This is a genomic window from Thioalkalivibrio denitrificans (assembly GCF_002000365.1).
Lineage (GTDB): Bacteria > Pseudomonadota > Gammaproteobacteria > Ectothiorhodospirales > Ectothiorhodospiraceae > Thioalkalivibrio_A > Thioalkalivibrio_A denitrificans.
This window is the reverse complement of the sequence record NZ_MVBK01000011.1, coordinates 1-12,378: the sequence shown is the minus strand read 5'-3', so window position 1 is coordinate 12,378 and position 12,378 is coordinate 1. Positions and strand designations below refer to the sequence as shown.

At 66.0% G+C, this 12,378-nt stretch carries 10 protein-coding genes; 4 read left to right on the top strand and 6 right to left on the bottom strand.

Annotated elements, in window-relative coordinates; genetic code table 11:
- Positions 1–30: 30 nt before the first annotated feature.
- Positions 31–1,041, bottom strand: a complete 1,011-nt coding sequence (hemB, locus tag B1C78_RS02270) for a porphobilinogen synthase (protein WP_077277521.1) — start codon at positions 1,039–1,041, stop codon at positions 31–33.
- Positions 1,042–1,317: 276 nt separating this feature from the next.
- Here hemB and B1C78_RS02265 point away from each other — a divergent pair, with 276 nt between their 5' ends.
- The gene (locus B1C78_RS02265) at positions 1,318–3,861 is read left to right on the top strand and encodes a GGDEF/EAL domain-containing response regulator (RefSeq protein ID WP_077277542.1); all 2,544 of its coding nucleotides are present in this window, start codon (positions 1,318–1,320) and stop codon (positions 3,859–3,861) included.
- 372 nt (positions 3,862–4,233) lie between these two features.
- Here the strand turns inward: B1C78_RS02265 and hemF are convergent, their stop codons facing one another.
- Complete coding sequence (gene hemF, locus B1C78_RS02260) at positions 4,234–5,145, bottom strand: oxygen-dependent coproporphyrinogen oxidase (protein WP_077277520.1); 912 nt, start codon at positions 5,143–5,145, stop codon at positions 4,234–4,236.
- 133 nt (positions 5,146–5,278) lie between these two features.
- On the opposite strand from hemF, the gene B1C78_RS02255 reads away from it, so the two are divergent.
- The 3 genes from B1C78_RS02255 (at position 5,279) to B1C78_RS02245 (ending at position 7,505) form a co-directional block, all read left to right on the top strand.
- A complete protein-coding gene (locus B1C78_RS02255) occupies positions 5,279–5,710 on the top strand; it encodes a hemerythrin domain-containing protein (protein WP_077277519.1) in 432 nt (143 codons plus the stop codon).
- Complete coding sequence (locus B1C78_RS02250) at positions 5,710–5,988, top strand: DUF2249 domain-containing protein (RefSeq protein ID WP_077277518.1); 279 nt, start codon at positions 5,710–5,712, stop codon at positions 5,986–5,988. Before B1C78_RS02255 ends, B1C78_RS02250 begins: the two co-directional genes overlap by 1 nt.
- A 245-nt stretch (positions 5,989–6,233) precedes the next feature.
- A complete protein-coding gene (locus B1C78_RS02245) occupies positions 6,234–7,505 on the top strand; it encodes a hypothetical protein (protein ID WP_077277517.1) in 1,272 nt (423 codons plus the stop codon).
- Between the two features lie 299 nt (positions 7,506–7,804).
- On the opposite strand, the gene tsaC is transcribed toward B1C78_RS02245, so the two are convergent.
- From tsaC to dprA, 4 genes are all read right to left on the bottom strand, one after another.
- The gene (tsaC, locus tag B1C78_RS02240) at positions 7,805–8,371 is read right to left on the bottom strand and encodes an L-threonylcarbamoyladenylate synthase type 1 TsaC (protein WP_077277516.1); all 567 of its coding nucleotides are present in this window, start codon (positions 8,369–8,371) and stop codon (positions 7,805–7,807) included.
- A gap of 9 nt (positions 8,372–8,380) precedes the next feature.
- Entirely contained in the window at positions 8,381–10,864 is a 2,484-nt protein-coding gene (locus tag B1C78_RS02235; protein WP_077277515.1) for a DNA topoisomerase I, read from the bottom strand.
- A 30-nt stretch (positions 10,865–10,894) separates the two neighbouring features.
- On the bottom strand, positions 10,895–11,368 hold the full coding sequence (locus B1C78_RS02230) for a Smg family protein (protein WP_077277514.1): 474 nt from the start codon (positions 11,366–11,368) through the stop codon (positions 10,895–10,897).
- A partial coding sequence (gene dprA / locus B1C78_RS02225; protein WP_139349776.1) for a DNA-processing protein DprA occupies positions 11,365–12,378 on the bottom strand: 1,014 nt, incomplete at its 5' end. The genes dprA and B1C78_RS02230, both read right to left, overlap by 4 nt.

The window sequence follows — 12,378 nt, the reverse complement described above, 5'->3', positions numbered from 1 at the left end:
TTGATTTTCCTTGCCACTTGCCACTTGAGACTAGCCACTGTCTTTAATCCACTCGGCCGCCTGGCGTGCGAAGTATGTCAGGATGGCGTCGGCGCCGGCGCGCTTCATGGACGTGAGGGCCTCCAGCATGCAGGCGCGTTCGTCCAGCCAGCCGTTCTGCGCGGCGGCCTTGAGCATGGCGTACTCGCCGCTCACCTGGTACACGAAGGTGGGCGCACCGAATTCGTCCTTGATGCGGCGCACGATATCCAGGTAGGGCATGCCGGGCTTGATCATGACCATGTCGGCACCCTCCTCCAGGTCCAGGGCCACCTCGCGCAGGGCCTCGTCGCTGTTGGCGGGGTCCATCTGGTAGGTGTACTTGTTGCCGGCGCCGAGATTCGCCGCGGACCCCACCGCGTCTCGGAACGGGCCGTAGTAACTGGACGCATACTTGGCGGAGTACGCCAGGATGCGGGTGTGGATGTGGCCCCCTTCCTCCAGCGCCTCCCGAATGGCACCGATGCGCCCGTCCATCATGTCCGAAGGTGCCACCACGTCGGCGCCCGCCTCCGCATGGGACACGGCCTGCTGGATGAGCACCTCGACCGTCTCGTCGTTCATCACGTAGCCGGTCTCGTCGATGAGTCCGTCCTGGCCATGGGTGGTGAACGGGTCCAGGGCCACGTCCGTGATCACGCCCATGTCCGGTACGGCGTCCTTGAGGGCACGCACGGCACGCTGGGCGAGCCCCTCGGGGTTGTAGGCCTCGGCGGCGTCGTCGCTCTTGGCCTCGGGGGGGGTGACGGGAAACAACGCCATGGCCGGCACACCGAGCGCGGCGCAGGCCTCCGCCTCCCGGCACAGCAGATCCACGGACAGACGCTCCACACCGGGCATGGACGGCACCGGCTCCCGCCGCCCCCTGCCCTCCAGCACGAATACGGGCTGAATCAGGTCATCGGCGCTGAGCCGGTGCTCGCGCATCAGGCGCCGCGAGAACGCGTCGCGGCGCATGCGCCGGGGCCGTGAGAGGGGAAAGTAACCGTTGTACTGGGGCATCGGGGGAACTCCGGGGGGCTGGACAGCCGCCCTCGGCGGCCAGCGACAGGATAGCGGAACGCCGCTTGTCGTGCATCGCGTGTTCGGCAGTCGGACCACCAACGTGACGAATCCTGTTGATTGGCGGGAACCATTTGAGCAAGAGAGACGTGTGATTCAATAGGGCCGCACTACCGTCCGTCGGCGCACTGGCCCAAAAGGGGTCGCGGGATCTGCCGGTGGACAGATGGTATGTGACATAATTCAAGGGATTACCTGAGGAAGATGGGGCGCGACATGCAACGCATCGTCGTGGTGGAGGAGTCGACAACGCTACGCTACATCCTGTGCCGCGGGCTGGAACGGCACGGGTTCGAGCCCGTGGCGTTCGAAAGCCCCGCCGCTGCGCTGGCGCGCCTCATGGACAGGACCTCCCCTCCGGATTTTGACGGGGTCCTGCTCGGCTGGCCGGTGGTTCCGAGCGAGGCAGCACACCGGCTGCTGGCCTGCCTGAGCGATCCCGAAAACGCCCATCTCGCCGTCGTGCTGCTGGCCCAGGAACTGGGTGATTCCCTGGTGGCGTGGGCCCAGGAGCGGCGGCTCTCGGCCGTCGTGCCCTGGGACGACCACCACGAGGCCGGCGGTACCCTGTCACTGCTGCTCAAACCGTCGACCGTTGAACCGGCCCGCGGCGACCGGGGCATCCGGATCCTGCTCGTGGATGACTCCCACAGCGTGCGGTTCTTCTACCACCGCCTGCTGACGCGCGAGGGCTACCAGGTGGAATCCTGTGCCGACCCGGCGGCCGCCTTCGAACTGGCGTCCCGGGGCGATTTCGATCTCGCCGTGGTGGATTACTTCATGCCGGAGGAGAACGGCGACCGGCTGTGCGCCCGTCTGCGCGCCGATCCGCGCACGGCACACATGGAACTGGCGGTGCTGACGGGCGTGTACAACGACGAGGTGATCCGCAACTGCCTGGAGGCGGGGGCGGTGGAGTGCCTGTTCAAGAACGAGGCGGAAAGCCTGTTCCTGGCGCGTATCGGCGCCCTGTGGCGCTCCATCCTGGCGCACAAGGCCGCGGAGGCGGGCCGCTCGCGCCTGGAGGCCATCCTCACGTCGGCGGGCGACGGCATCTATGGGGTCGACCGGCAGGGAAACATCACGTTCATCAACGCCACGGCCTGCCGCATCCTGGGCATCGAAGACACACAGGACGTCCTGGGCCGATCGGCACACGAAATCTTCCACGGCATCAACCGCCTCGGTCACCCCGTGCTGCCGGAACGCTGTCCCCTGAGCCAGACCTATGCCCGGGGCAGCGTCTACGCGGGATGGGAGACGGTATTCCGGCACCAGTCGGGTCGGCTGATACCGGTGGAAGGCAGCATCCGTCCGCTTGAGGAGTCCTACGGACACGCAGGTTCCGTCGTGGCCTTCCAGGACATCTCGGAGCGCAAGGCCATGGAGGCCCAGCTGCACTGGCAGGCGGAACACGACGAACTCACCGGCCTGTACAACCGCCGCTACCTGGAACGCGCACTGGAGGCGGAACACGCCCGCTGCCAGTCCACCGGTCTGCAGAGCGCGGTGCTTCTGCTCAACCTGGACCGGTTCAAGTACGTCAACGATACCGCCGGGCATACCGTGGGTGACAGCCTGCTGATGGAGGTGTCCCGGCGCCTCAGCGCGCACCTGGGTGACGACGTGGTGCTGGCGCGCCTGGGCGGCGATGAGTTCGCCGCGATCGTGCCGCAGACCGATATCGAGAACCTGCACGCGGTGAGCGAGGGCCTGCGGCGCCTGCTGCACGAGACCAGCTTCCGTGTGGCGGAGCGCAACTTCCGGCTCAACATCAGCATCGGCGCGGCCTGGCTGGGGCGCGGCTCGGAAACGGCCGCGGACGTGCTGGCCAACGCCGACGTGGCCTGCCACCTGGCCAAGCAGGGCGGGCGCAACCAGCTGCACGTCTACGAACCGGAACAGGACATGCGTGCCTTTATGGGCCGCGATCTGGACTACGCGAGTCGGCTGCGGGACGCACTGGAGCGCGACGCCTTCGTGTTGCGATACCAGCCCATCGTGGCGACCCAGGGCGGATCGGAACCGTATCCCCGGGAGCAATACGAGGTCCTGCTGAGACTGGACGACGGCAACGGCGACCTGTTGCTGCCGGGGACATTCATCCCGGTCGCGGAACGCTTCGGTCTGATGCCGGAGATCGACGTGCGGGTGGTGGCCCGGGCCCTGCGCGAACTGCGTGCCCTGCATACGGAGGGGCGCAACGTGGTCCTCAACGTGAACCTCTCGGGGCGCACCCTGAGCGATCCGGCCACGCTGTCGAGAATCGAGCACATGATCCAGGAGAGCACGGTGGATCGAACCTGCCTGGTGTTCGAGATCACGGAGACATGCGCCATCCTCAACCTGGCCGCGGCCCGCGGCTTCATCGACACCCTGCGCCTGCTGGGCGTGCGCTTCGCACTGGATGACTTCGGTACCGGCTTCTGCTCGCTCTCGCACCTCAAGCAGCTGCCGGTGGACATCGTCAAGTTCGACGGCCAGTTCGTGCGCGAACTGCACAGAGACAGTTCCGACCGGGCCATGGTGGCCGCCATGAACGACATCGTGCACGCCATGGGACTCACCAGCGTGGCGGAATACGTGGAATGCGATGAAGTCCTGAAGGCACTCAGGGTGATGGGCGTGGATTTCGTCCAGGGCCATCACATCAGCCCGCCGGTGGCCGCCCCCCGCCCCGTGTCACTGGCCCGGGCCCCGGCATCGGTCGCTGCCGCTGCCCCCGATATGCCCGACCTACCCGTGGACACGATTCACTGAGGGGGAAGGCGAAGTTCAAGATTCAAGATTCAAGATTCAAGATTCAAAGTTGACAAGGACTGGGCTTCAGGTGGCCGCCATGTAAGTCGCCTGCCACGGACCCTTGAATATTGAATCTCGCCTTCCTCACGCCCAGCAGGTAGGTTGGGGTGAGGAACGAACCCCAACATGCGATCCCTGATCCCCGCCAATCATGTTGGGGTTCGCGCAGCTCACCCCAACCTACGCATTTTCTACGTTTGTTTTCATAGATGTTCTCTTGGTTTTCTTGGCGAGCTTTGCGTCTTTGCGAGAGAACAATTCTTTTCCTTCGTCGCCTTCGTGGTTCAAACAACCACCGACGTCAGCAGGCACCTTGGTGAACGATCCGGGTTATATCCAATCGCGCGGCTTGAGGTAGTGCTCATACAGGCGCGCTTCGGGCGTACCCGGTTCCGGCCGCCAGTTGTAGCGCCAACGCACCAGCGGGGGCAGGGACATGAGGATCGACTCCGTGCGCCCGCCCGACTGCAGTCCGAACAGGGTGCCGCGGTCATACACCAGGTTGAACTCCACGTAACGGCCGCGCCGATACAGCTGGAAATCCCGTTCCCGCTCCCCGTAGGGCGTATCCCTGCGCCGCTCCACGATGGGCAGGTAGGCATCCAGGTAGTGATCGCCCACGCTCTTCATGAAGGCGAAGCTTTTCTCGAAACCCCATTCGTTGAGGTCGTCGAAGAACAGCCCGCCGATGCCGCGCGGTTCATTGCGATGCCTGAGAAAGAAATACTCGTCGCACCATTTCTTGTAGCGAGGGTACACGTCTTCGCCGAAAGGCTCGCAGGCCCGGCGCGCCACGGCATGCCAGTGCCCGCAGTCCTCGTCGTTGCCGTAGTAGGGTGTCAGGTCGAATCCGCCGCCGAACCACCAGATCGGCTCGGCGCCGTCCTTCTCGGCGATGAAGAACCGCACGTTGGCATGGGAGGTGGGTATGTACGGATTGCGGGGATGGATCACCAGGGACACGCCTGTCGCCTGGAAACGGCGACCGGCCAGCTCCGGCCGATGCGCCGTCGCCGAGGGTGGCAGGCTTTCGCCGGCCACATGGGAGAAGTTGATGCCCGCCTGTTCGAACACCCGGCCCTCGGCCAGCACCCGGCTGCGCCCCCCGCCCCCCTCGGCCCGGGTCCAGGTATCCTCGCGGAAGGCGCCGTCCCCGTCGGCGGCCTTGATACCCTCGCAGATGCGCTCCTGGAGGCCGGTCAGGTAATCGATGACGGGTTCGATGGCGACTCGATCGGTCATTGCGGCGGTCTGTGCAATTGAAATTGAAGCAGCACGGTACATCCTCGTGTCGTGTCCCGACAACCACCGCTTGATCCCGGTCAAGTACCCGACCTCTATACTCGGATACCTTGTGGGCTACGGAGGAACCGCCATGACCACATTCAGCCAGTACCTGGGCGACGATCACGGCCGCTGCGACGAGCTCTTCGCTGCCGCGGAACTGGCCGCCGATGCCCGTGACAGCGGGACCGCGGACGCCCACGCCCGATTCGTCGAGGCCATGGAACACCACCTGCGCATGGAGGAGGAGATCCTCTTTCCCGCCTTCGAAGAGGCCTCCGGGAGCCGCATGGGGCCGACGGCGGTGATGCGCCATGAGCACGAGCAGATGCGCCAGCTTTTCGAGGACATGAGCGGGGCACTGGCGGAAGACCGCTTCGACGACTACCTTGGCATGGCGGAGACGCTGCTGATCCTGATGCAGCAGCACAATGCCAAGGAGGAACAGATGCTCTATCCCATGACCGACCGGATGCTTGCGGGCAGCCGTCAGGCGTTGCTGGCCCGCATGCAGGACGCCTGATGGGCGAAGTCCTGCTGGACGTGTCGGCGCTGGAAGCGCCGGAGCCGCTGCAGCGGGCCATCGAGGCGGCACTGGCGTTGCGGGAGGGTCAATACCTGCGCATGCACCACCGCATGCGGCCCGTGCACCTGTATCCGTGGCTGGCTTCGGAGGGTTTCGCCAGCGACACCCGCCGCCATGGCGAAGACTGCGAGGTGTTCATCTGGCGACAGGATGACACGCCCGCGCAGCGGGCCGCGGAGGCTGCCGCCTCCGCCCTGCCACACTGGCGGGAATAGCCCGCATATCTCACCGGGGATCGCGATACTTGCGGTCTCTCAATACGTTGTTCATCCGGGGTGAGCTGCTGGCAGGCAGGGCCAATTGTAGGAGCTCAGCCCTCCGAGCGAACCGGCGTTGTACCCGTGCTGCGTTCGCCCGGAGGGCCGGGCTCCTACAATCAGCATCGCAGGATATGCTTCGCTCCTTCGCCAGAGCCTCCTACGCTTTACCTGTGAACAACCTGTTGGGGTTACACAGCTAGATGAACGTCGGCGCCCTGAGCCTCGGGCAAACGCCGCCCCTGCGCGTGCCCATGCCCTTTCTCATCTCCGCTCCGGTATTCCTGCTGGCCGGCGCGCTGGTCCTGCTGTTCGGGCAGGCCGAGCTGTTCGCCACCCGCTGGACCCGGGAGATGCTGGCGCTCACGCACCTGCTGACACTGGGCTTTCTGGGCACCATCATGCTGGGGGCCCTCCAGCAGCTGTTGCCCGTGCTGGCCGGCGCACCCGTCCCGGCCGCCGCGCGCGTGAGCGTTGCGCTATACGGGCTGTGGATACCCGGCACGGTGCTGCTGGTGGCCGGCATGGGGCTGGGCGGACCGTGGGCCCTGCAGGCGGGAGCAGTGCTGCTGGCGGCAGCGGTTGCCCTGTTTGTCGTGGCGTGCGGCAGCGCCCTGTGGCGCTCCGGATCCCGTCACGACACGATCCCGGCCATGGCGTTGGCCCTGCTGGCACTGGCCGTGAGTGCGACATTCGCCGTGTGGCTCCTGTGGCGTACCGGATGGCAGGCGCCCGTGGCGCACCCGGTCACCCGCCTGCACATCGGCTGGGCGGCCATCCTCTGGATCGCGGGGCTCATCATGGGCGTGGCCTACCAGGTGGTGCCCATGTTCCAGCTCACGTCCCCCTATCCCCGCGGTCTGCGCCGCACGCTGGTGCCGCTTTTGGCAGCCCTGCTGGTGGCCTGGAGCCTGTGGCCCTCGCCGTGGCTGTCCGCGGCGCTGGCGGTGGTGCTGTCGGTGTTCGCCGGGATGACCCTCTGGCTTCAGCATCGTCGCCGCCGCCGGATATCGGACCCGACCCTGGATTTCTGGCGGGTGGCCATGGTGTCAATGCTGCTGGCGGCGCTGGCCTGGATGATCTGGCTGGTGCGCCCGGACCCGCGTCTGGAGGTGCTGATCGGCGCGCTGTTTCTGGCGGGTTTCGCCACCGCGGCCGTCAACGGCATGCTCTACAAGATCGTGCCGTTCCTGGTCTGGCTGCATCTCACCAACCGCAACCAGGAGGCCGGCCTCGGGCAACGCGGCCTGCCCAACATGAAGCAGGTCATCCCGCAGCGCCACGCGCGCATCCAGTGGTGGCTCTACACCACGGCGCTGGCCCTGTTGTGCCTGTCCGTGCTGTTCGCACTCCCCCCCTGGCCCGCCGGCCTCGCCTGGACCGCCAGCACGCTCTATCTGCTCTGGAACCTCATCGGCGCCCTGCGCTGCTACCGGCGGCATCTTCGCCCATTGGGATCCGAAAAGGCTGTTTGAACCACGAAGCTCACGAAGGGCACGAAGAAAAAGATCTGTTCTCTCGCGAAGACGCAAAGCTCGCCAAGAAAATCCGAGGGCAGATAGGTTGGGGTGAGAAACGAACCCCAACACACGATCCCTGATGCCCGCCCACTGTGTTGGGGTTCGCGCAGCTCACCCCAACCTACGCATTTCTCTTTATTGTTCTAAAAGATCTTCTTTGATCTTCTTGGCGGGCTTTGCGTCTTCGCGAGAGAAACTGTCTTTCGGCCTTTCTTCGTGACCTCCGTGAGCTTCGTGGTCAAACACAAGCCCGATCAGGCCCGCACGATTTCGCCGGTGCGCACGTCGCGGATTTCGCTGGGGCGGTCGCGCCCGCCCACGTCGCCTTCCAGGATGCCGTCCAGCAGGGGACCCAGCTGGGCGTCCACTTCGACCGCGCTGCGCCCGGGGTCCTGCCCGGAGAGGTTGGCGCTGGTGGAGACGATGGGGCCGGCGAGGCGGCACAACTCGGCGGCGAGCGGGTGATCGGTGACGCGCACGGCGAGGGTGTCGTGGTCACCCGTCAGCCACCAGGGCGTCGTCTCCCGCGCCGGCCAGAGCCAGGTCACCGGGCCAGGCCAGGCGGCATGGGCCCGCGCAGTGATCCCGGGATCCTGGGGAAGCAGGTAAGGCTCCAACTGGGTGGCATCGGCGGCGATCAGGATCAGGCCCTTGCCGGGATCCCGCCCCTTGATGGCCAGCAGGCGCGCCGCGGCGATACCGTCCTGCGGATCGCAGCCCAGGCCGTAAACGGCTTCCGTGGGATAGGCAATGATCCCGCCGGCCCGGATCACGGCGGCCGCCTTGTGCACGCTGTGGATGAGCCGGCCGATTCGGGGCATGGGGGCGCCTCAGCGGGAGACGCCGGTCCGCGACTCGCGGGCGTCCGACGGCTGCTTGGCCGCGGATTTGCCCGTGGAGGATTTCTTCGCGGTCTTCTTCTTTGTGGCTGCCTTCTTGCTTTTCGCAGTCTTCTTCTTCGGCGCAGCCTTCTTGGCCGCTGCCTTCCCGGCGGGCGCGGCCTTCTTCTTTGCCCCGCCCCGGCGGCCCTTGCGTTCGGGTGCCGCCGCCAGCAGTGCCTGGCATTCCTCCAGTGTCAGGCTCTTCGGGTCGCGGTCCTTGGGGATGCGGGCATTTTTCCTGCCGTCGGTAATGTAGGGTCCGTAACGCCCGTTGAGCACCTGCACGCCGGCTTCGTCGAACACCCGGATGTACTTGTTGGCGTCCGCCTCCTTCTTCTCCGCCACCAGTTCCAGGGCGCGGGGCAGTTCGATGGTGAAGGGGTCGTCCTCGGGTTTGAGCGAGGCGTACCGGTTGCCGAATTTCACGTAGGGGCCGAAGCGCCCGATGTTGACCAGGACCGGCTCGCCTTCCGGTGTTTCGCCCAGCTCCCGCGGCAGCTTGAACAGCTCCAGCGCCTCCTCGAGGGTCACGTCGTCCATCTTGCGGCCCGGGGGAAGCCCGGCGAAGCGCGGCTTCTCCTCGTCGTCCTTGGTGCCGATCTGCACCACGGGCCCGTAGCGGCCCATGCGCACGCTCACCGGCCGGCCGCTCTTGGGGTCGATGCCCAGTTCGCGGGCCTGCACCGCCTCCGCCCGGGTGACGGTGGCCTCTTTCTCCTTCACCTGCTCCCTGAAGGAATCCCAGAAACCCTCCATGACCGGAACCCACTCCTTCTCGCCCCGGGAGATCTCGTCCAGTTCGTCCTCGAGGCGGGCGGTGAAGTCGTAGTCCACGTACTGGGTGAAGTGCTGGGTCAGGAAGGCGTTGACGATGCGCCCGATGTCCGTGGGAATGAAACGCCTGCTGTCCATCTCCACGTACTCACGCTGCTGCAGCGTGGAGATGATGCTCGCATAGGTGGAGGGCCGTCCGATACCGTATTCCTCAAGGGCCTTGACCAGGCTCGCCTCCGTGTAGCGGGGCGGCGGCTCCGTGAAGTGCTGCTCGGCGCGCAGTTCCCCGAGGCGGACGATATCGCCTTCCTCGAGGGGCGGCAGAACGCGCTCGTCGTTCTCGTCGGCGACGTCGTCCCGGCCCTCCTGGTATACGGCCATGAAGCCCGGGTCGCGCACCGAGGAACCGGAGGCGCGGAACAGGTGGCGCTCGCTGCCGGCGGCCAGGTCCGCCGAAACCGTATCCAGCGTGGCATGCGTCATCTGGCAGGCCACGGTTCGCTTCCAGATCAGGTCGTAGAGCCGGAACTGGTCCGTCGTCAGGTAGCGCTTCACCTCGTCGGGGATGCGCATGACGGAGGTGGGCCGGACGGCCTCGTGGGCCTCCTGGGCGTTCTTGGCCTTGGTCTTGTACTGGCGCGGCTGCTCGGGCAGCTTGTCGCGTCCGTAGCGCTGACCGATAAGGCTGCGGATCTCCGCGATGGCCTCGCCGGCCAGCGTGACCGAGTCGGTACGCATGTAGGTAATGAGACCGATGGGACCCGAGCCCAGGTCGATGCCCTCGTAGAGCTGCTGGGCGACACGCATGGCACGGCTGGCGGAGAACCCCAGCTTGCGCACCGCCTCCTGCTGCAGCGTGGAGGTGGTGAAGGGCGGTGCCGGGTTGCGCTTGCGCTGCTTTTTCTCCACGCGGGACACGCGCAGGCGCCCGTCGGCGGCCTCGAGCAGCGTGTCACGGGCCCGGTTCGCGGTCGTTTCGTCGGCAATGTCGAACTGGTCCAGCTTCCTGCCGTCCAGGGTGTGCAGCTTGGCGCTGAAGGGCTGGCCCTTCTTGTCCAGGTCCGCCTCCAGGGTCCAGTACTCGCGGCGGACGAAGCGTTCGATCTCCTCCTCGCGCTCCACGATCATGCGCAGCGCCGGGCTCTGCACGCGACCGGCCGACAACCCGCGCTTGATCTTTTTCCACAATAGCGGCGAGAGGTTGAAGCCCACCAGGTAGTCCAGCGCGCGGCGCGCCTGCTGGGCGTTGATCAGGTCGAAGGACAGCCCGCGGGGATGTTCGATGGCCTCCTTGACGGCGCGCTGGGTAATCTCGTGGAACACCACCCGGCGCACGTCCTTGCCGTTCAGGACGCCGCGCTCCTTGAGCAGTTCGTGGAGGTGCCAGGAAATGGCCTCGCCCTCGCGGTCCGGGTCGGTGGCCAGCAAAAGGCTGTCGGCCTTCTTGAGCGCCCTGACGATGTTGTCCACGTGGCGCTCGTTGCGGTCGATCACCTGGTAGTTCATGCGGAACCCGTGTTCCGGATCTACGGCGCCCTCCTTGGGCACCAGATCGCGCACATGCCCGTAGGAGGCCATCACCTGGAAATCGGGTCCCAGGTACTTCTCGATGGTCTTGGCCTTGGCGGGGGATTCTACAATGACCAGATGTTTACTCATGGACGGGTGTCCTGCGTCCCTGGATCGGCATCAGTGCAGGTACTCGGGCGGGGTGTCGAACATCATGTTCTCCAGCCAGGTATAGGCGGCCTCCTGATCCGGCTGGTTGAACAACACCATGAGGGTGACCCACTTGAGCTGATCGAGGCTGATGTCCTCGGCCTCCAGGTCCATGATCCGGTCCAGCACCAGTTCCCGGGTGGCTGCTTCGAGGACGCCGTTCTGCTCCAGAAACAGCAGGAAGCCCCGGGCACGGGCGTCCAGACGCTCGGATTCCTTCTCCGTGTAGACGCGCAGGGCCGTGCCGTTGACGATGCCGCCCATGGGCGGCTCCTGGCCGGCAAGATTCTCCAGCCAGTCGAAGGCCTTGTCGATCTCCTCGCCGGGAAACCCCGCCTCGAGCAGCTTGTCCTGCAGCTGAATCCGGTCGGGTTCGATATCGGTCTCCTCGTCAACGTAGTTTTCAAACAGGTACATCAGCACGTCCAGTACGTTTTCTTTCATTTCGGGGTTCCGGCTTGATGGCGGATGTAACGTCCGCCGGAGAGAGAAGCCACCTGGCCGCGAAGCTCCATGAGCAGGAGCATGGAGGAAACGGCTTCGACGGTCAATCCGGTGCGCGAGACCAGCTGATCCACTGTCACCGGGTCGAAACCCATGGCCTCACGGAGCAGCACGTGATCAGAATCCTCATCTGAATCAATGTGTTGAGACGCCTGCTCGGAAGCGGGTTCCGATCCGGAGTCAAACACCGCCGGGTACAGTGTAGTGGCCAGTTCCTCCAGCACGTCGTCGGCTGTTTCCACCAGTTTGGCGCCTTGTCGGATCAGCCTGTGGCATCCGCGGGCGACCGGATTATGGATCGATCCGGGGATCGCGAACACCTCCCGACCCTGCTCGGAGGCCAGACGGGCGGTAATCAGCGAGCCACTGCCCACCGCCGCCTCCACCACCAGCGTTCCCACGGAGAGGCCGCTGATGATGCGGTTGCGTTGCGGGAAATGCTCGGCCCGGGCGCCCGTGCCCACGGGAAACTCGGTCACCAGCGCCCCCGAGGCCGCGATGCGGTGAGCCAGTTCCCTATGACGCGACGGGTACACCCGGTCGGGCCCGGTGGCGATCACCGCCACCGTGGCCCCGCCGGCATCCAGGGCGCCCTGATGCGCGGCAGCGTCGATACCCAGGGCCATGCCGCTGGTCACCACCAGGCCCGAGCGGGCCAGATGCGCCGCGAAGGCATGGGCGGTCTCGGCGCCGCCCGGGGTCGGGTGGCGGCTGCCCACGATGGCCAACTGGGGATCGCACAGCAGCTCGACGTTGCCCGTGACGTACAGGACCACGGGCGGTGCGCCGATCTCGCGCAGCAAGGGTGGATATCGGGGGTCGTCGGGGGTCAGGATGTGGTGCTGCGGTTCCCGGGCCCAGGTCAGGTCCGCGCTCACGCCTGCAGGCGGGTCTCCCTGGAGCACGTCGAGGGCGGCGTCGTCCAGCCCGGCCTCGCGCAGCCGGGCAGG

Excerpts from the sequence above, each read along its gene's own strand:
- tsaC (WP_077277516.1), bottom strand. The coding sequence starts at position 8,371 with ATGCCCCGAATCGGCCGGCTCATCCACAGCGTGCACAAGGCGGCCGCC.
- B1C78_RS02250 (WP_077277518.1), top strand. The coding sequence starts at position 5,710 with ATGGGCGAAGTCCTGCTGGACGTGTCGGCGCTGGAAGCGCCGGAGCCG.
- B1C78_RS02235 (WP_077277515.1), bottom strand. The coding sequence starts at position 10,864 with ATGAGTAAACATCTGGTCATTGTAGAATCCCCCGCCAAGGCCAAGACC.
- hemF (WP_077277520.1), bottom strand. The coding sequence starts at position 5,145 with ATGACCGATCGAGTCGCCATCGAACCCGTCATCGATTACCTGACCGGC.
- B1C78_RS02230 (WP_077277514.1), bottom strand. The coding sequence starts at position 11,368 with ATGAAAGAAAACGTACTGGACGTGCTGATGTACCTGTTTGAAAACTAC.
- B1C78_RS02255 (WP_077277519.1), top strand. The coding sequence starts at position 5,279 with ATGACCACATTCAGCCAGTACCTGGGCGACGATCACGGCCGCTGCGAC.
- B1C78_RS02245 (WP_077277517.1), top strand. The coding sequence starts at position 6,234 with ATGAACGTCGGCGCCCTGAGCCTCGGGCAAACGCCGCCCCTGCGCGTG.
- hemB (WP_077277521.1), bottom strand. The coding sequence starts at position 1,041 with ATGCCCCAGTACAACGGTTACTTTCCCCTCTCACGGCCCCGGCGCATG.
- B1C78_RS02265 (WP_077277542.1), top strand. The coding sequence starts at position 1,318 with ATGCAACGCATCGTCGTGGTGGAGGAGTCGACAACGCTACGCTACATC.